Here is a 22,251-nt window from a genome sequence, read left to right as displayed (position 1 = left end):
ACTATGTTCGGCTGCGGGATAACCAAAATTTATGAGTGCATAAAAACGGCACGTTCCCGAACGGTCGAAAAGGTGGCAAAATGGCGTACTTGTCAGAACGCGAGGCTCTGCCCAGGTTCACGAGGGCGCATCGGGCACGCTAAGATATAAGGGGTATGGATGGTGGTATCGGAAATGCAGTTAATAACAAACAAATTATAAATCAATAGGTTAATCACAAAATGCTTTTGTTTATCGACAATTACGACAGTTTTACTTACAACATCGTCCAGTATTTCGCTGAATTGGGGCAGGAAGTCGCCGTGCGCCGCAACGATGATATTACGTTGGAAGAAATCGAGGCATTGAATCCGCAATATCTCGTTATCGGACCCGGCCCGTGTTCGCCCAAAGAAGCGGGGATTTCCGTGGCGGCGATGCGCCATTTTGCCGGCCGGCTGCCGATTATGGGCGTGTGCCTCGGGCATCAGACGATAGGCGAGGCGTTCGGCGGCAGGATAGTCCGCGCCAAAACGCTGATGCACGGTAAGGTGTCGCCCGTGTCCCATTCGGGCAAGGGTATGTTTAAGGGTTTGCCCAATCCGGTTACCTGTACGCGTTATCACAGCCTCGTTATCGATCGGAATACGATGCCCGAATGTTTGGAAGTAACGGCTTGGACTGAGGACGGCGAGATTATGGGTGTGCGCCATAAGGAATATGCCGTCGAGGGGGTACAATTCCACCCTGAAGCTCTGCTGACCGAACACGGACATGATATGTTAAACAATTTTTTAGTTGAATTTCAAAACTTCAAACCGCAAAAAATCTGACGTGATGCCGTCTGAAGCCCTTCAGACGGCATTTTCGTCCGAATATTGAACGGAGGACAAAAAATGATTACACCGCAACAGGCTATCGAACGATTAATCAGCAATAATGAGTTGTTTTACGATGAAATGACCGACTTGATGCGCCAAATGATGAGCGGAAAAGTGCCGCCCGAACAAATTGCGGCGATTTTGACAGGATTGCGTATCAAGGTTGAAACCGTTTCCGAAATTACCGCAGCTGCAGCCGTCATGCGCGAGTTTGCGACAAAAGTGCCGCTGGAGAATGCAGAGGGGCTGGTCGATATCGTCGGTACGGGCGGGGATGGTGCCAAAACCTTCAATATTTCGACGACTTCGATGTTTGTTGCCGCAGCGGCAGGCGCGAAGGTTGCCAAACACGGAGGCCGGTCGGTCTCTTCCTCCAGCGGTGCGGCTGACGTGATGGAGCAAATGGGCGCAAACCTCAACCTGACTCCCGAACAGATTGCCCAAAGTATCAGCCAGACCGGTATAGGGTTTATGTTCGCACCCAATCACCACAGCGCTATGCGCTATGTCGCCCCGGTGCGCCGTTCGCTCGGTTTCCGAAGTATTTTCAACATATTGGGTCCGTTAACGAATCCTGCGGGCGCGCCGAACCAGCTTTTGGGCGTGTTCCACACCGATTTGTGCGGCATCCTTTCCAGAGTATTGCAACAGCTCGGCTCCAAGCATGTTTTGGTTGTTTGCGGGGAGGGCGGTTTGGATGAAATTACACTGACGGGCAAAACACGCGTTGCCGAGCTCAAAGACGGAAAAATCAGCGAATACGACATCCGCCCAGAAGATTTCGGTATCGAAACCCGCCGCAATTTGGATGAAATCAAAGTTGCCAATACTCAGGAATCTTTGTTGAAAATGAATGAGGTGCTGGAAGGAAGAGAAGGGGCTGCGCGCGATATCGTATTGCTCAACACCGCCGCCGCCCTGTATGCCGGAAATGTCGCTGCTTCGCTTTCAGACGGCATATCTGCCGCACGGGAAGCCATCGATTCAGGCAGGGCCAAATCGAAAAAAGAGGAGTTTGTCGGTTTTCAACCACAACAAAGATGCCATTTTCTTGGAAGGATGGAGCTTGGGTGATGCCGCCATGATTATGGAACTTTTGTGGCAAAACATAAGCACTTCACGAAGAGAACTTACCAAACTGTTTTTATATAAAAACTTTTGGGGTTGTACTAGATAACCAGACCAAATTCCCATTAACTAATTGTCTTAAAATCTGAATTTGAGATTCTATTTCAAATGCCATTGGAATTTCTTTAAATGCAGCCCCAAATGCTCTTTGGGAATGCCGTTAAACTTACGTAAATGGCTAAATTCACTAATATCAAGCACATCATAACTACGAAAGGTATCCGTGTATACAATGCCATCAGGCTTAACTTTCTTTCGGATAATTGGCAACAATGTCGCTGATTGCGCATTAGGAACAACGACGGTATAAACCTTATATATTGCGTCCCTAAGAAGGGACGATTAACAAAAATTAACGTCCTTTACTTTCTACAAGTAACAGGACTTTTTTTTTGCCCGTTTTTGAGGATTCGCACCATGGAAGATAAGCAAGGGATGACAAAGGCGGTTGCCGGCGTGATGACGGACGCGCCAGCGGACGGCAGGAAGCCGGCAACCGCTTCAAACCTTCCCCCCTTATCTAACAGGGGGGGGGTACAGAAACCGAAACGGCAGGCAGGGTTCAGGAAGTCTTCGAATGTTACGAAACGTACATAACGGACGGCAAAGGAAACCTGTTAGGCGTTCCTCTTCGGCGCGGTGTATCAGATTCGGCTTTCATTGATCAAATTAGCTTTTCATTTCATGAAAAACCCTTTTTCGATAAATACGGCGTTCGTGTAAGTCTTTTGGAAGACGAAGATTTTATTCGCGCCGCGTCCATGCTCGCCGAAGAAGTTTTCGGTTTCGGTATCTACAAAGAGTCCAAAGGTTCGGGCGGGCGTTTTTATGAGCGCTGTTGGTTGATGGGTTCGGAAGACGTCCTATACGGTCGCGTCCATTTTGGCGGACAAAACAATACCATTCTTTTCGAACTGACCGGCACCGGTTGCGGCGTCGCAAAAGAAGGCTGGGAATCACGACTTTTCGCATTCCTGACTAATGCAATCCGCCCAAAAATAACACGCGTTGATATCGCAAAAGACTTTTTCAACGGCGAATACAGCCCGAACCAAGCCCGTGAAGACCGAAATAAAGGTATGTTTACCTGTCATCACGTCAAACCAAAAGGCGAATGTTTGGGGTCAGATTGGGAAGAAGACGATGAAGCCAAAATGACCAAAGGCAAGACCTATGGTATCGGCTCCCGTGAATCGTCCAAATATGTCCGCGTCTATGAAAAAGGCAAGCAGTTGGGCGATAAAACAAGCACATGGACGCGATTTGAAATTGAATTCAAAGCAAAAGATATCGTTATCCCTTTCGAAGTTTTGCAGAATCCGGGCGAATATTTCGGCGGCGCATATCCGATTTGCGAACGATTCGTCCAAAAGGCAACGCGCATACACGCGGTTAAGGAAGATAAGGTCATTTCAGCCGACCGCTACCTTGAATGGGTAAAAAAACAGTTTGGACGTGCGGCAAACGGTCTGAAATTCATTTTTCCCGAATTGGACAAAGCCAAACTGTTTGAACTGATTGAGCCGAGTCATCACAAGCTGCCCAAGTCTTTGGCTCCCGAAGCCTACGACTGCGCCTTTTTGAAAGCTCAAGCCATTCATGAACAGCCCGCATTCAAACCGTACAAAGACCCTTACTATATGTACGAATATTACGAGAATCTTGAAAAACAGCTTGAACAGCAAAAACACGTCAACAATGAAGAAAGCTATAACAACTTCATTTACGACAAATTCGCAAGACTACCGATTTCATGGGCTTAAAGTGTCTGCCCGAAAGACGTTTAATCACACAAGGAAACCAAAAAATGAACATCCAACTTCAAGGCCACATCGTCGGCGTTAAAAAATTCAACGGACAAATCGAAGGCAGGAGCTTCGACTATTGCCGCCTGATTGTCGCCACACCCTTAGACAGCTCCCAAGGCAACGCATTGGGCAGCTCTACTACTGAATACGATTTCGGCGGCTCTGCCAATTTCGAGCAGTTCCGAAACGCCCAATTTCCCATCGAAGCAAACCTGAACGTAGAAATCGTCACTACGGGCAAAACCCAAAAACTGAAAGTCATCGGTTTTCAACCCGTTAAGAAAGGCTGATTGAATGCAGAAAGTCTATGTTGTCCAGTCCGTATCAACAGGGGACTTTCTGTATCTCTCTCCTGAAACGGGCGACATCGGACATACCAAATTAATCACCAATGCCGATTATTTCTACGACTTCGAAGAAGCGATTAACGCAGGTTTGGAAGAAATCGGCAACCAATACGAATTTGTCGTATTCGGATTTTTGAAAGACTGATTTTCGGATGTTCGGCGGTCGTCTGAAAAACGCTCCATCCATTACCGCCAAACACTTTTTGAAGGAAAATATCATGAAATTTATTAACACCTGCCGTAAATACGGCGCAAAACTGGCTGTTGTAACAGCTGCTCCCCTGGCTTTGGCCGCACATGCAAATGCAACGTTGCCCGATACAGCAAAAAACGCTTTGGAAGCCGCAAAAGCGGACGGTATGGAAGCCGGTTGGATTGTAGTGGGCGTTTTCGCCGCGCTTTTTGTCTTTTCCATCGTTAAGAGAGTGATGAAGTAAGACGGCATGTACTACCAAGTCGGAAATAAATGTCTTGAGAAGCACCAGGCTGAAAACCTTTATTTCAGCTTGGTAGTACCAAGAATCAAAGAAAACGGACAGATTGTCAGGCCGGAATATAACGGCAGCCTGTGGAAGATGTCGGACGGTCAGCCGCTAAGGCTTTTATTGGCGGAATGCAGTCCGAAAGACAACCTGCAAAGCGGTCTTGAAACAGGCTGGATAGTATTCGGCATCCTCGCGTCCGTTTACTTTGTTTCCCTGCTGAAAAAGGTTTTGAAATGATGGATTTTTATTTTTATCTCGGCGTTTCCGTACCCGTATTAATCGGGGCGGTTCTGTTTAAGGATTGAGCGCATGAAGTTATGGTGTCAAAATCAGGCTTTCAAAACAATCATTGAAAGGCAGAACCATGAACAAGCCGTTTATCACTCAGGCGCAGTTGGCACTTTATAAATATCAGCCGTCCAGCAAGTATTTTGGGCAATCGATGGCGGTTATAGCGCAATCTGAATTTGTTGAATTTGCGAAGATTAATAAGTCTGAAAATGTTATTGATTGTTTCTCTTTTTTCTGGAATAGAAGAATTAAACATGATATTTGGCTAATCTCATTTTCTGATAATTCAGAAATGGTAATTAAAGAATCTCTGAAAGATGGTCATAAAATATACAAATTTGAATTTTGCGAAATTGTCGATAATTGCAATTTTGATGATGTATTCGTTTGAAGCGAATGCAAATGCAGTAAAAATATCTGAAACTGTTTCAGTTGATACCGGACAAGGTGCGAAAATTCATAAGTTTGTACCTAAAAATAGTAAAACTTATTCATCTGATTTAATAAAAACGGTAGATTTAACACACATCCCTACGGGCGCAAAAGCCCGAATCAACGCCAAAATAACCGCCAGCGTATCCCGCGCCGGCGTATTGGCGGGGGTCGGCAAACTTGCCCGCTTAGGCGCGAAATTCAGCACAAGGGCGGTTCCCTATGTCGGAACAGCCCTTTTAGCCCACGACGTATACGAAACTTTCAAAGAAGACATACAGGCACGAGGCTACCAATACGACCCCGAAACCGACAAATTTGCAAAGGTCTCAGGCTAAGTGCGCCTGTTGCCGCCTAAAAGGTAACCCGGATGCCTGATTATCGGGTATCCGGGGAGGATTAAGGGGGTATTTGGGTAAAATTAGGAGGTGTTATGGAGCGAAAACAGCCGAAAACCTGTGTTTGGGTTTCGGCTGTCGGGAGGGAAAGGAATTTTGCAAAGGTCTCTTTTCGTCATTCCCGCCACTTTTCGTCATTCCCGCGAAAGCGGGAATCTAGAATCTCGGACTTTCAGATAATCTTTGAATATTGCTGTTGTTCTAAGGTCTAGATTCCCGCCTGCGCGGGAATGACAACTCATTAGTTACCTAAAACTTAAAAAACGGAAACCTTTACGCCGTCATTCCCACGAAAGTGGGAATCCGGGAACTTAACGTTACAGTGATTTATCGGAAACGGCTGAAACCGAATGAATTGGATTCCCGCCTGCGCGGGAATGACGAATCCATCCGTACGGAAACCTGCACCACGTCATTCCCACGAACCTACATTCCGTCATTCCCACGAAAGTGGGAATCCAGGACGAAAAATCTCTAGAAACCGTTTTACCCGATAAGTTTCCGCACCGACAGGTCTGGATTCCCGCATGCGCGGGAATGACGATGCAGGTATTTCTGACGATTCCCGGCTATGATGTTGAGGCAGAAATCGAAAAATTCGTTTGGATGGATGCTGTGATTTGGCAGATGCCGAGCTGGTGGATGCACGAGCCTTGGACAGTGAAAAAATACATAGACGAAGTATTAACCGCTGGACACGGCAAACTCTACCAAAGCGACGGCAGACACAGCGTCAATCCGACTGAGGGCTACGGCACAGGCGGCTTGTTGCAAGGCAAAAAACATATGCTTTCACTGACTTGGAATGCGCCGATTGAGGCGTTTACCCGCGAAGGCGATTTCTTTGAAGGCAAAGGCGTTGATGTTTTGTATATGCACTTCCACAAAGCCAACGAGTTTTTGGGTATGACCCGCCTGCCGACATTCTTATGTAACGATGTGGTTAAAAATCCGCAAGTGGAAAAATACTTGGCAGATTATCAGGCACACTTGGAAAAAGTGTTCGGCTAATTAAAAATCCATCTTCAACACGGAGATGGATTTTGTTTGTTTCGTTGATTTTGTGTCAGTTTCAGATGTAGGTGCTTATTCGGACGGGCCGTCTGAAAATGTTTGCCCCAATGCAAAAAAAATCACTGCAAACCTTCATAAACGGGGTTTGCAGTGATTTTTTCAAATCAAACAGATTGAAAACCTGCGCCGAATTGTTCAGACGGCATTATTTTTTCAGTTCGGACAGAATGTCATCCACGGTTTTCTTCGCATCTCCGAAACACATTACGCTGTTTTCGTTGAAGAACAGCGGGTTTTGTACACCTGCGTAGCCGGTATTCATCGAGCGTTTGAAGACGACGACTTCTTTTGCCTTCCATACTTCCAACACGGGCATACCCGCAATCGGGCTGTTCGGGTCGGTTTGGGCGGCAGGATTGACGGTATCGTTCGCACCAATCACCAAGACCACATCGGTTTCGGGGAAGTCGTCGTTGATTTCGTCCATTTCCAACACGATGTCGTAGGGGACTTTGGCTTCGGCAAGCAGTACGTTCATATGACCGGGCAGGCGGCCGGCGACGGGGTGGATGCCGAAGCGTACTTCTGTGCCGTTTTTACGCAAAAGCTCGGTGATTTCGGCAACGGGGTATTGCGCTTGTGCGACTGCCATACCGTAGCCCGGGGTAATGATGACACTGTTTGCGCCTTTCAGCATTTCGGCAACATCGGCAGCTTTGACTTCTCGGTATTCCCCTATCTCTTGGCTGCCGGAAGATGATGTGCCGCTGTCGCTGCCGAAACCACCGGCAATTACCGAGACAAACGAGCGGTTCATGGCTTTGCACATAATGTAGGACAGAATTGCGCCGCTTGAGCCGACCAGCGCGCCGGTAACGATGAGCAGGTCGTTGGAGAGCATAAAGCCTGCCGCTGCGGCCGCCCAGCCGGAGTAGGAGTTGAGCATAGATACGACCACGGGCATATCTGCGCCGCCGATGGAGGCGACCAAGTGCCAGCCGAATGCGAGGGCGATCAGAGTCATTATCAGCAGGATGAAGCCGCTGCCGTCAATGCCGACAAATACGAGCAGCAACACAAACGATACGCCAAGTGCCAGTGCGTTGAGCTTGTGTTTGGCGGGCAGTTGCAGCGGGCTGCTGCTGATTTTGCCGTTGAGCTTGCCGAATGCGACCAGCGAGCCGGTAAAGGTTACCGCGCCGATGAAAATGCCCAAATAGACTTCGACCAGATGGATGGTGTGCATATCGTGCGAAACGTTGCCCGGCGCGATATAGCTGTTGAAGCCGACCAAAACCGCCGCTAGGCCGACGAAGCTGTGCAGCAGGGCAATCAGTTCGGGCATTTCGGTCATTTCCACCTTTTTGGCTTTGTAGATGCCGATTGCCGCGCCGATGAGCATGGCGATGATGATCCAGCCCAGTCCGTGGGTATTGTCGGAAAAAACAGTTACAAAAAGGGCGACCGCCATACCGGCGATACCGGAATAGCAGCCCTGTTTGGCGGTTTCCTGTTTGGACAGCCCCGCCAGTGAGAAGATGAATAAAATTGCGGCAACGATATACGCCGCTGTTACGAGTCCTGAAGACATGGAAATTCTCCGATTTTCGATGATTTGTTTTCAATGCCGTCCGAACTGTTCAGACGGTATCTGTTTCAAGCAGCCGCGACAAACAGCCCGACGGTGCAGGCAAATCCGCCTGCCCACATCAGTGAGCGCATAGCGGCTTTGTCGGCGATATAGCACCAGATAAAGGCGAGGCGGAACAGGATGAACAGGCCCGCAAGCGTGTTGATGGTCGATTGCGCCGCATTGCCGGTTGCGTGTGCCGTCAAAACGGCGGCGGCAAACGGTGCAAAGGCTTCAAAACCGTTTTGCTGCGCGGCGTGGGCACGGGCGGCTGTGCCTTGCGTGTGCGCCAGAAAATCGCGCGGATTGTGGTTGTCTTTAAACCGGAATCCGCCCGCTTTTTTGGCATACGCCGCACAAAAAAGCGGCAATAGGCAGGCAATCAGAATGCACCAATAGGCGAAAGTCATGGCTTACCCTTTCTTAAACATATTCAGCATCCGGCGTGTTACCGCAAAGCCGCCGAAGATGTTGATGCTGGCAATCAGGATGGCAACAAACGACAGCAGCGAAACAAAGCCGTTGCCCTGACCGATTTGCAGCAGCGCGCCGACGACGATGATGCCGGAAATGGCGTTGGTCACCGACATCAGCGGTGTGTGCAGCGAGTGGCTGACGTTCCAAACGACATAGTAGCCGATGACGCAGGCGAGGACGAACACGATAAAGTGGTTCAGGAATGCTGCGGGTGCGACCGCGCCGACCCACAGTACCAACACGGCGGCGATGACGGCGGGCGCGAGTTTTTTCCACAGGGGAACGGGTTTCGGTTCGGGCTTGGCGGCAGGCGCGGCTTTTTCAGACGGCGTTTGCTGCGGCTGGGCGGAAACTTGAATCGGCGGAGGCGGGAAGGTGATTTCGCCGTCGTGGGTAACGGTCATGTTGCGGATAATCACGTCTTCGAAGTCCAACGTGATTTCGCCGTCTTTGTTCGGGCTTAACAGCTTGGTCAGGTTGACCAAGTTGGTGGCGTAAAGCTGGGAAGACTGTCCGGCAAGGCGGTTTGCCATGTCGGTGTAGCCGATGATTTTCACGCCGTTGCCGGTTACGGACAATTCGCCCGGGCGGGTGAGTTCGCAGTTGCCGCCCGTCGCCGCCGCCAAATCGACGATGACGGAGCCGGATTTCATGCTTTCCACCATTTCTTTGGTAATCAGCTTGGGCGCGGGTTTGCCCGGAATGGCGGCGGTAGTGATGATGATGTCCACTTCTTTCGCCTGCTCGGCAAAGAGTTTCATCTCGGCGGCGATAAATTCGTCGCTCATCACTTTGGCGTAGCCGTCGCCGCTGCCGCCCGATTCTTGCGGGAAGTCGAGTTTCAGGAACTTGCCGCCCATCGATTCGATTTGTTCCGCCACTTCCAAGCGGGTATCGAATGCGCGCACCACTGCGCCGAGCGAGTTTGCCGTACCGATTGCCGCCAGACCCGCCACACCTGCGCCAATCACCAAAACCTGCGCGGGCGGCACTTTGCCGGCGGCGGTGATTTGACCGGTGAAGAAACGGCCGAAGGCGTTGGCGGCTTCAATCACGGCGCGGTAGCCGCTGATGTTTGCCATCGAAGACAAAGCGTCCAAAGCCTGCGCGCGGGAAATACGGGGCACCATGTCCATCGCCAGCGCATTGACTTTCTTGGCGCGCAAGGCTTCGACCAAAGCCTCGTTTTGGCGCGGCCACAGGAAGCTGACGATGGTTTGACCTTCGTTCAAAAGCGGCAGCTCGCCTTCGGACGGCGCGTTAACCTTATAAATCAAAGGGCAGGCCCAAACCGCCGCTTTGTCGGCAACGGTTGCGCCTGCTGTTTGGTAAGCGGCATCGTCCAAACTTGCCGCCAAACCTGCACCGCTTTCGACAACGGTTTCAAAGCCCAGTTTGCCCAGCAGGGCGACGGTGGCGGGCGTACAGGCGACGCGGGTTTCGCCGGATAATGACTCGCGTGGGATGCCGATTTTCATCTCTGAATCCTTTTTCGGGTTGTTTATATGTATCGTGGGTTAAATTTAAATCGGGGCAGGGCGGAGCAACGCCGTACCGGTTTAAAACCGATTCACTTCAAATGTTAATATATTTTAGATAATCCCCTTATAACGAATTTTCATCAGGCTGGCAATAGTTGCGGCATTTTCCCGTGTTGTCCGACACATACTGCCGTTTGTTTTTGAAGCCGTTTTCCGATTGCAGTCCCGCCCGCCGTAACATTCTTTGCCGTTTCACTATATAATCCGCATTTTTTGAGCCACCGCCATGCCGCAAGCCCTCGTCCTCCAATTTCCCTCCGCCGAAGCCCTGCCTTCCGACTTCCCCTCCCGCCTGCCCGAACCTGATTGCGCCGATGAAAAGCGTATGCGTTTTATTGTTGAAGAAGGGTTTTCTTTAAGCGAGGCGGACGCGGCGTTGCTTGGCAGCCGTCAAATCGACCACGCCGTGTTGCCGGATATGGATTTCGGCGAACTCGGTTTAATTGTCAGCGATATGGATTCGACGCTGATTACCATCGAATGCGTCGATGAAATTGCGGCAGGCGTGGGTTTAAAAGACAAAGTAGCGGAAATTACCGAGCGTTCGATGCGCGGCGAACTCGATTTCGAACAGTCTTTACGCAGCCGCGTCGCGCTGTTGGCGGGATTGGACGAACAGATTTTGGCGGACGTTTATGAAAACGTTTTGAAGCTCTCGCCCAGTGCGGAATTTTTGTTGGACGAATGCAAAAGGCACAATGTGAAATTCCTGCTGGTGTCCGGCGGGTTCACGTTTTTTACCGAACGTCTGCAACAACGCCTCGGCTTCGAATACCAACACGCCAATATTTTGGAAATTGAAAACGGCAGGCTGACCGGACGTTTGAAAGGCAGAATTATCGACGCGCAGGCAAAGGCGGATTTATTGCGCGAATACCGCAGCCGCCTCGGATTGCAGCCGCATCAGGTGTTGGCGATGGGCGACGGTGCGAACGATATTCCGATGCTCAAAGAAGCGGGCGTGGGCGTGGCTTACCGTGCCAAACCGAAAGCGCAGGCAGCCGCCGATGCCTGTATCAACTTCGGCGGTTTGGAGCGTGTACGCGGCCTGTTCGGATAGGCGGATAGGAAACGGATGCCGTCTGAAAGGTTTTCAGACGGCATTTGAACGGCAGGAACGACAGTGGGACGCAGAAAACTTTGGTTTGCCCTGGCAGCAGCGGGCGTTATCGGCGGTTTGGTCGGCATTGTGCTGACGGAACTGATGCACTTCATACAGCATACGGCATACGGTTATGGCGCGGACGGCGTGTACACTTCGTTCCGCGAAGGCGTGGCACAGGCTTCCGGTATGCGGCGCGTTGCCGTGCTGACGCTGTGCGGCGCGGTCGCAGGCAGCGGCTGGTGGTTGCTGAAACGTTTCGGCAAGCCGCAAATCGAAATCAAAGCCGCCTTGAAACAGCCGTTGCAGGGGCTGCCGTTTCTGACGACGGTTTTCCATGTTCTGCTGCAAATCATAACGGTCGGACTCGGTTCGCCGCTCGGACGCGAAGTCGCCCCGCGCGAAATGACCGCCGCGTTTGCTTTTGCCGGCGGCAAACGCTTGGGTTTGGATGAAGGCGAAATGCGGCTACTGATTGCTTGCGCTTCGGGTGCGGGTTTGGCGGCCGTGTATAACGTGCCGCTCGCCTCGACGCTGTTTATCCTCGAAGCGATGTTGGGCGTGTGGACGCAGCAGGCCGCCGCTGCCGCGTTGCTGACTTCGGTCATTGCCACCGCCGTCGCGCGCATCGGCTTAGGCGACCTGCAGCAATATCATCCCGCCAACCTTGCCGTAAACACTTCATTACTTTGGTTTTCCGCCGTCATCGGCCCGATACTGGGCGCAACGGCGGTATATTTCCGGCGCAGTGCCGAAAAGTTCCCCTTCCTCAAGCGCGACAATCCGAGAATTATTCCTTTGGCGATTGCTTTGTTTGCACTCATCGGCGCGATTGCCGTTTGGTTTCCCGAAATTTTGGGCAACGGCAAAGCAGGCAACCAACTGACCTTTGGCGGATTGACCGACTGGCAGCACAGCCTTGAGCTGACCGCCGTCAAATGGCTGGTCGTCTTGATGGCGCTGGCGGCAGGCGCATACGGCGGCCTGATTACCCCGTCCATGATGCTCGGCAGCACCATCGCCTTTGCCGCAGCCGCCGCGTGGAACAGCGTTTTCCCCGAAATGTCGTCAGAAAGCGCGGCTGTTGTCGGCGCCGCCGTTTTCCTCGGCGTTTCCCTCAAAATGCCACTGACGGCCATAGCCTTTATTTTGGAGCTTACCTACGCCCCCGTTGCCTTGCTTATGCCCTTATGCGCAGGTATGGCAGGCGCAGTATGTGTGGCAAAGAAAATGGGATTCAAATAGGCAAAATTAAAATGCCGTCTGAAACCGGTTTTCAGACGGCATTTCTTTGTAAATTGTCAACAATATCTGCAAAAACCTACTGCCGGAAAGTGGAAAATAGCGGATAATACCGCCCCGACAACATTACCGTTTCCCATCCCAACGTCAGAAAAAGGAAATCCCTATGCCTTCCATCAAACGCGCCCTGATCAGCCTGTCCGACAAGACAGGCGCGGTCGAATTTGCCCGAACCCTGCACAAGCTCGGTGTCGAAATCCTATCCACCGGCGGCACGGCGAAGCTGCTTGCCGGTGCGGGCGTTCCCGTGATTGAAGTCGCCGACTACACCGGTTTCCCCGAAATGCTCGACGGCCGCGTGAAAACGCTGCATCCGAAAATCCACGGCGGCATCCTCGGTCGTCGCGATTTGGACGAACACGTCGCCAAGATGGAAGAACACGGCATCGGCAACATCGACCTCGTGTGCGTCAATCTTTACCCCTTCGCTGCCACCATCGCCAAGCCCGGTTGCACACTGGAAGACGCGATTGAAAACATCGACATCGGCGGTCCGACTATGGTGCGCTCCGCCGCGAAAAACTGGAAACACGTCGCCATCGTTACCGACACCGCCGACTTCCCCGCCATCGCCGCCGAAATGGAAGCCAACAACGGCGCGTTGAGCGACAAAACCCGCTTCAACCTCTCGCGCAAAGCGTTCAGCCACACCGCCCAATACGACGGCATGATTTCCAACTACTTAACCTCGCTTTCAGACGGCGTTTTGAGCGGCACGCCCGAAATCGGCGAATTTCCGAGCCGGTTCAACCAAAGCTGGATTAAAGTGCAAGATATGCGCTACGGCGAAAACCCGCACCAACGCGCCGCGTTCTACCGCGATATTCATCCTGCGGCAGGCAGCCTTGCCGCTTATAAACAACTGCAAGGCAAAGAATTGTCGTACAACAACATCGCCGATGCCGATGCCGCTTGGGAAGCCGTCAAATCCTTCGACGCGCCCGCCTGCATGATTGTGAAGCACGCCAATCCGTGCGGCGTCGCCGTTGCAGCCGATACATTGACCGCCTACCAACTCGCCTACGCCACCGACACCACCAGCGCGTTCGGCGGCATCATCGCCTTCAACCGCGAAGTGGACGGCGAAACCGTGAAACAGATTACCGACAATCAATTTATGGAAGTCCTGATGGCGCCGAAGTTCACCGCCGAAGCCCTCGAAATCGCCGCCGCCAAGAAAAACGTGCGCGTATTGGAAGTGCCGCTTGAGGCAGGCGCAAACCGCTTTGAACTCAAACGCGTCGGCGGCGGACTGTTGGTGCAAACCCCCGACATCCACCGCATCAACCGCGCCGATTTGAAAGTCGTCTCCAAACGCCAACCGACCGAGCAGGAGTGGAACGATTTGCTGTTTGTCTGGAACGTCGCAAAATACGTCAAATCCAACGCCATCGTCTTCGGCAAAGGCGGTCAAACCTACGGCATCGGCGCAGGACAAATGAGCCGCGTGGACAGCACCCGCATTGCCGCCCGCAAAGCGCAGGATGCCGGTCTCGACCTCAACGGCGCATGTGCCGCTTCCGATGCCTTCTTCCCGTTCCGCGACGGCGTGGACGTGATTGCCGAACAGGGCATTAAAGCCATCATCCATCCGGCAGGCTCGATGCGCGATCAAGAAGTCTTCGACGCGGCAGACGAACACGGCATTGCGATGGTGGTAACCGGCATCCGCCACTTCCGCCATTAAGGCAGATGAACAAGGCAATGCCGTCTGAAGGGCTTTCAGACGGCATTTTGCGCTATTTTGTGAAGGTAGGGATGACGGTTCGGGTATTCCTGACAGGGTGGATTTTCAAGGTGTTGTATAGGGTGTAGGAGGATTCGTAAAAGGTGGGATGCAGGGTGTGCTTCAGCCCGCTGCATCAAAAATTTTTGGAGAACCGGCGGGAGTCGGCGGTTTTGGTTTCGGCGGGGACGGTGGAAATGGGTAACATTGACGGAATCGACGGAAGCGGTGGGCTGAAGCCCACCCTTGTATATTGGAATCACTGTATCATAGCAACAAACCGCCCGGCCGCCACCCGCGCCCACCCAAGGCACACAACCGTTGCGTAGCTCAGGGAGCGGCAGGGCAACCCATCGACACAACCGGACAGTTGCCGGACAACACAACCGAATGCAAGGCAGGTTTATGATGAGTACCCAATACCATTACGCAGGTATAGTGAATTAAATCTAAACCAGTACAGCGTTGGTTCGCCTTAGCTCAAAGAGAACGATTCTCTAAGGTGCTGAAGCACCAAGTGAGTCGGTTCCGTACTATCCGTACTGTCTGCGGCTCGCCGCCTTGTCCTGATTTTTGTTAATTCACTATATCGACATCGCCAAACGAAACTTCGTCATCGCCGTTTCGTCTTTGTCTAAAACCAAAACCGAAACCAACAACCCCAAAGGTATCGCCCATACTATCGAATACCTTAAAAAACACAAGGTCGCCCTCGTCGTGACGGAAAGTACTGGCGGTCTCGAAATCCCCGCCGCCAAAGCCATCCGCCGAGCAGGCATAGCCGTGATTATCGCCAACCCGCGTCAGACGCATCAGTTTGCCCAATCGCAGCCGCTGACCAAAACCGACGCCAAAGATGCCAAAATGCCCGCCTTCTTCGCACAGATGACGGCACAGAAAGAAGATTCGCAAACCATGCCCTACCAACCGCCCACCGAAGCGGAAGAAGTGTTGGAAGCCTTGGTTAACCGCCGCAACCAACCGGCGGATATGCGGACTGCCGAGAAAAACCGTCTGTATCAGGTTCACGAAACGCAAGTCGGAAGCGTCAAACAACTGATTGCCCATTTTGACCGGCTGATTGACGAATTGGACAAACAAATCGACAACCACACCCACACGCATTTTGACGGCAAAGACCAAGTGGCGGAGCAAATCAAAGGCATCGGTTCGATAACGACGGCTACGCTGATGGCGATGTTGCCCGAATTGGGGCGGCTGTCGCACAAACGGATAGCGGGTTTGGCCGGCATTGCCCCGCACCCGAGGGAGGGCGGGGAAACCAAATTCAAAAGCCGCTGCTTTGGCGGAAGGTCTGCGGTGCGTAAAGCACTGTATATGGCTACCGTGGCAGCGACACGTTTTGAACCGCTTATTCGGGATTTCCACCAACGCCCGCTGTCCGAGGGTAAGCCGTATAAGGTTGCCGTTACGGCATGTATGCGCAAACTGCTGACGATATCGAATGCCCGGATGCGTGATTATTTTGCCGAAAACGATACCGCCGAAAACGGTATCCGGACGGCTTGATTTGAGTTTTGGTATTTTTGCCCGACGGGGTGAAAAATACAGTTGCTTTTTCATGTCTGTCCGTTTCGCAAAAAACATCGGCTTAATACTATATATTGTATTTTATTGGTATAATATGCGTTAATTAGTCAATATATTGTGTTTTATGGGTTTGAGATGCGCCGGGCGTTGATTGCGAAAATTAAGATTGCTCAAAAGGAGCTGGGCTTGGATGACGGTACCTATCGCGCGGTGTTGGAGCGTGTGACGGATAAGCGGTCGTGTGCGGATATGGATGTTTCTGAACTTGAGTCTGTTGTCGCTGATATGCGGTCGCACGGATTTAAGCCTAAAGCAAAAGGTAACCCACACGGCAAACCGCATCTGCGTCGGACATCATCAGCGGCAATGCTGGACAAAGTCGAAGCCCTGCTGACCGTCGGCGGCAAACATTGGAACTATGCACACGCAATGGCGCGGCGGATGTTTGGTAAGGATAAGGTCGAATATTTAGACGATACGCAGCTACATAAACTGGTTGCTGCGTTGCAGATTGCGGAAAACAGGAAAACGGAAAAAGCGGGTGGGGATGATGGGGTTCGAAAAAGTTGAACATTTATTGCCGGATACCGTGTTGGACATTGTGGATGTCATCGGACTGGCAGCGACGGAACAGCTGGTCAAGGCGATTGGCGGGGCGCGGTTTAAATTTGGTAAGGGCAAGGTGGACACCGAGCGTTTGGCAATTTTGGTCGAAGCCATCGGCGAAGTGAAAACACATGAGCTGTTGCAGGTATATGGTGGCGAGGAATTGTATGTCCCACGGTGCGGCAAGGCGTTAATACAGTTGAGAAACCATAGGTTTTATCAGGAGTTTGTCAAATTGCGCGATATTGATAAGAAGAGCGGGCTTATGGCGATGACGAAGCTATGCCCTAAATACGGCATCTCTTCACGAACGGGATATACGATTATCAATGAAATGAGCCGACCTGCGGCACAGCAGGCAGCTTTATTTTAGGCAGTGATGTGTGACCAGGCTTTGGCCGTCTGTATTCAGACGGTCTTTTTTTTGGTTTGCAGGGGTGAAACATCTACCGTTCGGGACGATGGGTTAAAGACGGTTTAATGGGGTTTTCAAATGTTATAGTGGATTAACAAAAACCAGTACGGCGTTGCCTCGCCTTAGCTCAAAGAGAACGATTCTCTAAGGTGCTGAAGCACCAAGTGAATCGGTTCCGTACTATCTGTACTGTCTGCGGCTTCGTCGCCTTGTCCTGATTTTTGTTAATCCACTATATGCAATCAATATTTTTTGGAGATGATGAATGGGCAAAACCGTAACCTTAACCGCTGGACACAGCAACACCGACCCGGGTGCGGTCAACGGAAGCGACCGTGAGGCGGACTTGGCGCAGGATATGCGCAATATCGTGGCTGCTATTTTGCGCGATGACTACGGTTTGACTGTTAAAACCGACGGCACGGGCAAAGGCAATATGCCGCTGCGCGAAGCGGTCAAGCTGATTCGCGGCTCGGATGTGGCGATTGAGTTTCACACCAACGCTGCCGTCAGCAAAGCGGCGACAGGCATCGAAGCCTTGAGTACCGTTAAAAACAAACGCTGGTGTCAGGTGTTGAGCAAAGCCGTTGCCAAGAAAACCGGCTGGAAACTGCGCGGCGAAGACGGCTTTAAACCCGACAATGCGGGCCAGCATTCGCGCCTGGCTTATGCACAAGCCGGCGGCATTGTGTTTGAGCCTTTTTTCATCAGCAACGACACTGATTTGGCCTTGTTTAAGACGACTAAATGGGGCATCTGCCGCGCGATTGCGGACGCGATTGCGATGGAATTGGGGGCGGCAAGAGTATGAATATTATTGGTAAATTGAAAGAAGCTGCTTCCTATTTTCTTACAAAATTGATTGGAGAAAATCCTAGTAATGAGCAGGTAAACCGCGCACTTATACAGATGCCAAATGTTCGTCCGATACACACCTATCCACGCCCAAATTTAAGAAACTCAGGCGTGGCAGCCGCGAAACGCGCGGCGCGCAAACGCAAGAATCGTCGTTAATCATGGGACAGGTTGCGTTTTACGAAAAGATGATTGGGCTGTGGTCGGCCAAAAGCCGTGAGGCAAGCGAACAGGCAGACTTGGCGGCGTTTGAATTTGCGGAGGGCGAACTGGCCAATTATCAGGAAATGCTGAAACGGCACCTGCAAACCAAAAGTGTGGAATAGCAATGCGTATTTTGGATATTTTTAAAAACCCAGCGACAGGCAATGTGTCGCACTCGAAACTGTGGGCAAACGTTGCCTGCGCGGCGGGGACGGTTAAGTTTGTGATGCTGCCCGACCCGTCGGCGGAGATTTGGGCGGTGTATTTGGGCATTGTCGGCGGCTATGCGGTGGCGCGTTCGTTGGTCAGCGTCAAACGTCAGGAGGTCGAGAATGAATCTCGTGAAACTGCTGGCGAATAACTGGCAACCGATTGCCATCATCGCGCTTGTCGGCACGGGTTTGGCGGTGTCGCACCATCAAGGCTACAAGTCGGCTTTTGCGAAGCAGCAGGCGGTCATTGAGAAAATGAAGCGCGACAAGGCGCAAGCCCTGCTGTTGTCGGCTCAAAACTACGCCCGCGAACTGGAACAGGCGCGTGCGGAAGCTAAAAAATATGAAGTCAAGGCGCACGCCGTCGGCATGGCTTTGGCGAAAAAACAGGCGGAAGTCAGCCGTCTGAAAACGGAAAATAAAAAGGAAATCGAAAATGTCCTTACTCAAGACCGTAAAAATGCAGGCGGCGGTTGTATTGACGGCTTTGGCCATCACGGCTTGCAGCTCTACAAGCGCGCCCTCGGCTACGGAAATTAAGGTTGTCGAAAAGGCGGTCATGCCGACACCGCCTGCCGCATTGATGGTCGCGCCGGTACGCCCAAATCCGCCGAAAGACGGCAAGACAGTAACGCTGTTGGAACACGCCGCCGAGTTTGGCGGCTATGTTGCCGAACTTGAAAACCAAAATCAGGCTTGGCGCGACTGGGCGGGCAATCACTCCCGCAAAGTCGGAAACTGACAAAAAAGCCCGCGTAGGGCGCGGGCTGAGGGTGAAAGCGGATTTTATACCTCTTTTACAGGGGTAGCGGCGGTAGTGCTTTTCAGCAAATCGACTGCGTGCTGGCAGTTTTGCTTGCTGGTGTAGCCTTCGCCCTGAGCGATGATTTCATGGTTGGCTGCTTTCAAACGCCAACGGTATTCGCCTTTTGCGTCTTTATAGATTTCAAAATACATAAGGTTTCTCCTATGAATGAGTACACGTTTTCTTACCGCTTTAACGGCAAGTCCTGGTCATTGAGCATTTGGGCGGACAACCCTGAAGAAGCCAGGGCGAAATTTCGGGCTGCACGAGAAAATGCGCACTATGACGGCGAAGTTGTAGCAAAGGTTTATACATTTGTAAATATTTCGTGGGTTAAGAAATTGTACAAGCGGACAAAATATTTAATGGGTATCAAAGAATGACCTACCGTGAATTAGTTGAACGTCAGTTGGCTGTGCGCCATGCCGATTTGGAATTGGGCTTAAGCCGCGCACGCGAGCAAGAGCCGTTTGTCATTCATGTTTCCGATTTGTTGGATAAGGCCGGTATCGATTACGCGGTACGCATGGATAAGGATTTTCAGACGACGTTTCACCTTGAATATCCAATTACGAACTATGACACCTTTAAACGTGCGGTTTGGCAAACTTTGGGGGCGTATTACTGTGTTTGTAATGATGGTGATGGACTGGAGATTGCCAGCAATCGCCCTGACGGTTACGCCGTCCGTATCGTATTCGGCGATGTGCCGGTTTAAAGGGGTTTTAAATGGACTTTGAATTTGGTTTCAGAACCCTGTGGCCGATTGCGACGGCGGCATTTTGGTTTTGGGTCAACGGCATTTCAGGCCGTCTGAAAGAGGCGGACAAGCGTATCGACGACCTGAAAGAGGAGCTGCACGCGGTCAAGCTCTCTTATCACACCAAGCAAGATGCCAAGGCAGACCGCGACAATATTGCGGCTTCGTTGGGACGCATCGAAAACAAGTTGGAAAAAGTAAACGAAAAACTGGACAGGAAAGCAGACAAATCATGAGCGACCCGATTTTGGAAGCCTTGGCGCGTATTGAAAACAAGACTGATCAAACGCTGAAAAATCAGAAAGAAATGCAGGCGGAAATTGCGCAAATCCGCCAAGACACGAAACGCACGGCCATTACATTCGGCGCACTGGGCGGCGGCGTGATTACGGTCGGCTGGGAATTGCTTAAAGCGAAAATGGGACTGTAATTATGGCTCACCCGCAAGAAATCCGTGAAAAGTTACGTCGGCTCTATGTGAGCGGCGAGCAAACTTTGGAAACGGCGGCCTTGATGTGCGAAATCCCGCAGACCACTGCGCGTGCGTGGAAACGTGCGGATAAGGAAAAAGGCGACGACTGGGATAAGATGCGCGCCGCCTACACTTTGGCCGGCGGCGGTATTGAGGACTTGAGCCGTGCGATGTTGGCCGGTTTTATGGTGCAGTACAACAGCACGATGACGATGCTGCAGGATTCGAGTACCGAAGATTTGCCCCCGTCCGACCGCGCCAAGCTGTTGGCCAGCCTGGCCGATGCGTTTACGAAAACCGTATCCGCCAATGCGCGTGTGATGCCGGAAACGTCAAAACTGGCGACGGCTTTGGAATTGATTGAGTTCTTGATGGCGTTTGTGCAAGAAAAACACCCCAAACATTTGCCTGCCTTTGTGGAGGTATTGGAGCCGTTTGGGGTGGAAGTGGAGAAGAAGTTTGGTTAGAGGCCGACAAATTTTTTTAAAAGAGTAATGAGGGTGGCGGCAAGGATAGCATTAATTGCATTTTCCGTAAGCGTACTTAATGCAGTGTCCTTGATTTTCCCTAATTCTTTTTTCAGCCAGCTTTTTTCTGAATCAGAAATCTCCGCTTGGTCTATTTTTGCCGCAATTAAAGCCCGAGACCTTTGCAAAATTCCTTTCCCTCCCGACAGCCGAAACCCAAACACAGGTTTTCGGCTGTTTTCGCCCCAAATACCTCCTAATTTTACCCAAATATCCCCTTAATCCTCCCCGGATACCCGATAATCAGGCATCCGGGCTGCCTTTTAGGCGGCAGCGGGCGCACTTAACCTGTTGGCGGCTTTCAACAGGTTCAAACACATCGCCTTCAGGTGGCTTTGCGCACTCACTTTAATCAGCCCGAAATAGGCTGCCCGCGCATAGCGGAATTTACGGTGCAGCGTACCGAAGCTTTGTTCGACCACATAACGGGTCTTCGACAAATATCGGTTGCGTTTGGTTTGCGCTTCCGACAGCGGACGGTTGCGGCAGGCTTTGCGCATAATGCCGTCCTGCAGCCGATGTTCTTTCAGATGTTGCCGGTTTTCCGCACTGTCATAGCCTTTGTCGGCATAGACGGTCGTACCTTTGGGCAGACCTTCCAACAACGGCGACAGGTGTTTGCACTCATGGGCATTGGCGGGGGTGATGTGCAGTTTCTCGATATAGCCTTCTGCATCGGTACGGGTATGTTGTTTGTAACCGAGTTTGTAGAGGCCGTTTTTCTTGATCCAACGGGCATCGCTGTCCTTACTCGGTGTGGTTTGGCCGCTGATTTGTCCTTCTTCGTCAACTTCTATGGCCTGACGCTGTTTGCTGCCGGCGGTCTGAATAATGGTGGCGTCAATGACGGCGGCGGATGCTTTCTCTACTTTTAAGCCTTTTTCGGTCAGTTGGCGGTTAATCAGTTCCAACAGTTCGGACAGGGTGTCGTCTTGCGCCAGCCAGTTGCGGTAACGGCATAAGGTGCTGTAATCGGGGATGCTCAGTTCGTCAAAGCGGCAAAACAGGTTGAAGTCGATGCGGGTGATGAGGCTGTGTTCGAGTTCGGGATCGGAGAGGCTGTGCCATTGTCCGAGCAGGACGGCTTTGAACATGGACAGCAGCGGATAGGCGGGACGGCCGCGGTGGTCTCGAAGGTAACGGGTTTTTTGACGGTTCAGGTATTGTTCGATCGGCTGCCAATCAATCACTTGATCCAACTTCAATAGCGGGAAACGGTCGATGTGTTTGGCAATCATGGCTTGTGCGGTTTGTTGAAAGAAGGTGCTCATGAGAAATCCCCTAAATGTCTTGGTGGGAATTT

Annotated in this window: 32 protein-coding genes and 2 pseudogenes; 27 read left to right on the top strand and 7 right to left on the bottom strand. The window is 51.5% G+C overall.

What is annotated here, in order from left to right; translation table 11 throughout:
* Nucleotides 1-221: 221 nt before the first annotated feature.
* Together IUJ45_RS01955 and trpD are read left to right on the top strand one after the other, a co-directional pair.
* Nucleotides 222-812, top strand: coding sequence for an aminodeoxychorismate/anthranilate synthase component II (locus IUJ45_RS01955; protein ID WP_002242531.1), 591 nt, complete (start codon nucleotides 222-224; stop codon nucleotides 810-812).
* A gap of 63 nt (nucleotides 813-875) precedes the next feature.
* The gene (trpD, locus tag IUJ45_RS01950; protein ID WP_002246148.1) at nucleotides 876-1,934 is read left to right on the top strand and encodes an anthranilate phosphoribosyltransferase; all 1,059 of its coding nucleotides are present in this window, start codon (nucleotides 876-878) and stop codon (nucleotides 1,932-1,934) included.
* A 70-nt stretch (nucleotides 1,935-2,004) separates the two neighbouring features.
* Here trpD and IUJ45_RS01945 read toward each other — a convergent pair.
* Nucleotides 2,005-2,303 (bottom strand): annotated as a pseudogene (locus tag IUJ45_RS01945) (IS1595 family transposase); the annotation flags it as partial.
* Nucleotides 2,304-2,405: 102 nt separating this feature from the next.
* Here IUJ45_RS01945 and IUJ45_RS01940 point away from each other — a divergent pair.
* The 8 genes and pseudogenes from IUJ45_RS01940 to IUJ45_RS01905 all read left to right on the top strand — a co-directional run bounded on the left by IUJ45_RS01940 (nucleotide 2,406) and on the right by IUJ45_RS01905 (nucleotide 6,760).
* Nucleotides 2,406-3,751 (top strand): annotated as a pseudogene (locus IUJ45_RS01940) (replication initiation factor domain-containing protein).
* 44 nt (nucleotides 3,752-3,795) lie between these two features.
* Nucleotides 3,796-4,086 (top strand): hypothetical protein, encoded by a 291-nt coding sequence (locus tag IUJ45_RS01935; protein ID WP_002233765.1) that lies wholly within the window; start codon nucleotides 3,796-3,798, stop codon nucleotides 4,084-4,086.
* Between the two features lie 4 nt (nucleotides 4,087-4,090).
* Nucleotides 4,091-4,288, top strand: a complete 198-nt coding sequence (locus tag IUJ45_RS01930; protein WP_002215770.1) for a hypothetical protein — start codon at nucleotides 4,091-4,093, stop codon at nucleotides 4,286-4,288.
* Nucleotides 4,289-4,361: 73 nt separating this feature from the next.
* A complete protein-coding gene (locus IUJ45_RS01925; protein WP_002233767.1) occupies nucleotides 4,362-4,580 on the top strand; it encodes a major capsid protein in 219 nt (72 codons plus the stop codon).
* 6 nt (nucleotides 4,581-4,586) lie between these two features.
* A complete protein-coding gene (locus IUJ45_RS01920) occupies nucleotides 4,587-4,865 on the top strand; it encodes a hypothetical protein (protein WP_002215768.1) in 279 nt (92 codons plus the stop codon).
* A 127-nt stretch (nucleotides 4,866-4,992) separates the two neighbouring features.
* Nucleotides 4,993-5,310 carry a DUF1132 family protein gene (locus IUJ45_RS01915; protein ID WP_002216597.1) on the top strand — a complete coding sequence of 106 codons (318 nt, stop codon included), beginning with the start codon at nucleotides 4,993-4,995 and terminating at the stop codon, nucleotides 5,308-5,310.
* Complete coding sequence (locus tag IUJ45_RS01910; protein WP_002225310.1) at nucleotides 5,294-5,689, top strand: IgG-binding virulence factor TspB family protein; 396 nt, start codon at nucleotides 5,294-5,296, stop codon at nucleotides 5,687-5,689. Before IUJ45_RS01915 ends, IUJ45_RS01910 begins: the two co-directional genes overlap by 17 nt.
* A 597-nt stretch (nucleotides 5,690-6,286) precedes the next feature.
* Nucleotides 6,287-6,760: an NAD(P)H-dependent oxidoreductase gene (locus IUJ45_RS01905; RefSeq protein WP_025458830.1), complete on the top strand. Its 474-nt coding sequence runs from the start codon at nucleotides 6,287-6,289 to the stop codon at nucleotides 6,758-6,760.
* 208 nt (nucleotides 6,761-6,968) lie between these two features.
* Here IUJ45_RS01905 and pntB read toward each other — a convergent pair whose 3' ends face one another.
* The 3 genes from pntB to IUJ45_RS01890 form a co-directional block, all read right to left on the bottom strand.
* Nucleotides 6,969-8,354 carry a Re/Si-specific NAD(P)(+) transhydrogenase subunit beta gene (gene pntB / locus IUJ45_RS01900; RefSeq protein ID WP_002221094.1) on the bottom strand — a complete coding sequence of 462 codons (1,386 nt, stop codon included), beginning with the start codon at nucleotides 8,352-8,354 and terminating at the stop codon, nucleotides 6,969-6,971.
* Nucleotides 8,355-8,419: 65 nt separating this feature from the next.
* Entirely contained in the window at nucleotides 8,420-8,803 is a 384-nt protein-coding gene (locus IUJ45_RS01895; protein ID WP_002245953.1) for an MAPEG family protein, read from the bottom strand.
* A 3-nt stretch (nucleotides 8,804-8,806) separates the two neighbouring features.
* A complete protein-coding gene (locus IUJ45_RS01890) occupies nucleotides 8,807-10,348 on the bottom strand; it encodes a Re/Si-specific NAD(P)(+) transhydrogenase subunit alpha (protein ID WP_082308614.1) in 1,542 nt (513 codons plus the stop codon).
* Nucleotides 10,349-10,637: 289 nt separating this feature from the next.
* Here IUJ45_RS01890 and serB point away from each other — a divergent pair, with 289 nt between their 5' ends.
* The 12 genes from serB to IUJ45_RS11055 all read left to right on the top strand — a co-directional run bounded on the left by serB (nucleotide 10,638) and on the right by IUJ45_RS11055 (nucleotide 19,126).
* Entirely contained in the window at nucleotides 10,638-11,471 is an 834-nt protein-coding gene (gene serB / locus IUJ45_RS01885; RefSeq protein ID WP_002239684.1) for a phosphoserine phosphatase SerB, read from the top strand.
* A 63-nt stretch (nucleotides 11,472-11,534) separates the two neighbouring features.
* Complete coding sequence (locus tag IUJ45_RS01880; RefSeq protein WP_002239037.1) at nucleotides 11,535-12,758, top strand: chloride channel protein; 1,224 nt, start codon at nucleotides 11,535-11,537, stop codon at nucleotides 12,756-12,758.
* A 163-nt stretch (nucleotides 12,759-12,921) separates the two neighbouring features.
* Nucleotides 12,922-14,502, top strand: a complete 1,581-nt coding sequence (gene purH / locus IUJ45_RS01875) for a bifunctional phosphoribosylaminoimidazolecarboxamide formyltransferase/IMP cyclohydrolase (RefSeq protein WP_082308613.1) — start codon at nucleotides 12,922-12,924, stop codon at nucleotides 14,500-14,502.
* 612 nt (nucleotides 14,503-15,114) lie between these two features.
* Entirely contained in the window at nucleotides 15,115-16,071 is a 957-nt protein-coding gene (locus IUJ45_RS01870) for an IS110 family RNA-guided transposase (RefSeq protein WP_002239693.1), read from the top strand.
* Between the two features lie 156 nt (nucleotides 16,072-16,227).
* On the top strand, nucleotides 16,228-16,662 hold the full coding sequence (locus tag IUJ45_RS01865) for a gp16 family protein (protein WP_002221084.1): 435 nt from the start codon (nucleotides 16,228-16,230) through the stop codon (nucleotides 16,660-16,662).
* Entirely contained in the window at nucleotides 16,643-17,071 is a 429-nt protein-coding gene (locus IUJ45_RS01860) for a Mor transcription activator family protein (protein ID WP_002231473.1), read from the top strand. The genes IUJ45_RS01865 and IUJ45_RS01860 overlap by 20 nt, the downstream gene beginning before the upstream one ends.
* A gap of 307 nt (nucleotides 17,072-17,378) precedes the next feature.
* Nucleotides 17,379-17,924 carry an N-acetylmuramoyl-L-alanine amidase gene (locus IUJ45_RS01855; protein ID WP_002236920.1) on the top strand — a complete coding sequence of 182 codons (546 nt, stop codon included), beginning with the start codon at nucleotides 17,379-17,381 and terminating at the stop codon, nucleotides 17,922-17,924.
* The gene (locus IUJ45_RS01850) at nucleotides 17,921-18,127 is read left to right on the top strand and encodes a hypothetical protein (protein WP_002219372.1); all 207 of its coding nucleotides are present in this window, start codon (nucleotides 17,921-17,923) and stop codon (nucleotides 18,125-18,127) included. Before IUJ45_RS01855 ends, IUJ45_RS01850 begins: the two co-directional genes overlap by 4 nt.
* A 2-nt stretch (nucleotides 18,128-18,129) precedes the next feature.
* Entirely contained in the window at nucleotides 18,130-18,294 is a 165-nt protein-coding gene (locus tag IUJ45_RS01845; RefSeq protein WP_002215782.1) for a hypothetical protein, read from the top strand.
* 2 nt (nucleotides 18,295-18,296) lie between these two features.
* Entirely contained in the window at nucleotides 18,297-18,533 is a 237-nt protein-coding gene (locus IUJ45_RS01840) for a hypothetical protein (protein ID WP_002215783.1), read from the top strand.
* Nucleotides 18,505-18,924: a hypothetical protein gene (locus tag IUJ45_RS01835; RefSeq protein WP_002246334.1), complete on the top strand. Its 420-nt coding sequence runs from the start codon at nucleotides 18,505-18,507 to the stop codon at nucleotides 18,922-18,924. The genes IUJ45_RS01840 and IUJ45_RS01835 overlap by 29 nt, the downstream gene beginning before the upstream one ends.
* Nucleotides 18,821-19,126: a hypothetical protein gene (locus tag IUJ45_RS11055; protein ID WP_002247134.1), complete on the top strand. Its 306-nt coding sequence runs from the start codon at nucleotides 18,821-18,823 to the stop codon at nucleotides 19,124-19,126. The genes IUJ45_RS01835 and IUJ45_RS11055 overlap by 104 nt, the downstream gene beginning before the upstream one ends.
* Before the next feature lie 44 nt (nucleotides 19,127-19,170).
* Here the strand turns inward: IUJ45_RS11055 and IUJ45_RS01825 are convergent, their stop codons facing one another.
* Nucleotides 19,171-19,341, bottom strand: coding sequence for a YegP family protein (locus tag IUJ45_RS01825; protein WP_002215844.1), 171 nt, complete (start codon nucleotides 19,339-19,341; stop codon nucleotides 19,171-19,173).
* A 12-nt stretch (nucleotides 19,342-19,353) separates the two neighbouring features.
* Between IUJ45_RS01825 and IUJ45_RS01820 the strand changes: the two genes are divergently transcribed.
* From IUJ45_RS01820 to IUJ45_RS01800, 5 genes are read left to right on the top strand one after another with little or no spacing between them, the layout of a single operon-like run.
* Nucleotides 19,354-19,572: a hypothetical protein gene (locus IUJ45_RS01820; RefSeq protein WP_002215845.1), complete on the top strand. Its 219-nt coding sequence runs from the start codon at nucleotides 19,354-19,356 to the stop codon at nucleotides 19,570-19,572.
* Nucleotides 19,569-19,907, top strand: a complete 339-nt coding sequence (locus IUJ45_RS01815; protein WP_082308612.1) for a hypothetical protein — start codon at nucleotides 19,569-19,571, stop codon at nucleotides 19,905-19,907. The genes IUJ45_RS01820 and IUJ45_RS01815 overlap by 4 nt, the downstream gene beginning before the upstream one ends.
* Before the next feature lie 11 nt (nucleotides 19,908-19,918).
* A complete protein-coding gene (locus IUJ45_RS01810) occupies nucleotides 19,919-20,185 on the top strand; it encodes a hypothetical protein (protein ID WP_002222591.1) in 267 nt (88 codons plus the stop codon).
* Nucleotides 20,182-20,379: a hypothetical protein gene (locus tag IUJ45_RS01805; RefSeq protein WP_002219313.1), complete on the top strand. Its 198-nt coding sequence runs from the start codon at nucleotides 20,182-20,184 to the stop codon at nucleotides 20,377-20,379. The genes IUJ45_RS01810 and IUJ45_RS01805 overlap by 4 nt, the downstream gene beginning before the upstream one ends.
* 2 nt (nucleotides 20,380-20,381) lie before the next feature.
* Nucleotides 20,382-20,888, top strand: coding sequence for a DUF1804 family protein (locus IUJ45_RS01800; RefSeq protein ID WP_002213715.1), 507 nt, complete (start codon nucleotides 20,382-20,384; stop codon nucleotides 20,886-20,888).
* Here IUJ45_RS01800 and IUJ45_RS01795 read toward each other — a convergent pair.
* Together IUJ45_RS01795 and IUJ45_RS01790 are read right to left on the bottom strand one after the other, a co-directional pair.
* Nucleotides 20,885-21,112, bottom strand: coding sequence for a hypothetical protein (locus IUJ45_RS01795; protein ID WP_025461126.1), 228 nt, complete (start codon nucleotides 21,110-21,112; stop codon nucleotides 20,885-20,887). The two genes, IUJ45_RS01800 and IUJ45_RS01795, sit on opposite strands and share 4 nt — an antisense overlap.
* A gap of 99 nt (nucleotides 21,113-21,211) precedes the next feature.
* Nucleotides 21,212-22,219 carry an IS5 family transposase gene (locus tag IUJ45_RS01790; RefSeq protein ID WP_002249842.1) on the bottom strand — a complete coding sequence of 336 codons (1,008 nt, stop codon included), beginning with the start codon at nucleotides 22,217-22,219 and terminating at the stop codon, nucleotides 21,212-21,214.
* Nucleotides 22,220-22,251 lie beyond the last annotated feature (32 nt).

This window comes from Neisseria meningitidis (assembly GCF_022869645.1).
Lineage (GTDB): Bacteria > Pseudomonadota > Gammaproteobacteria > Burkholderiales > Neisseriaceae > Neisseria > Neisseria meningitidis.
Note: the sequence above shows the minus strand (reverse complement) of the source record. Positions and strands in the feature narration are given on the sequence as shown.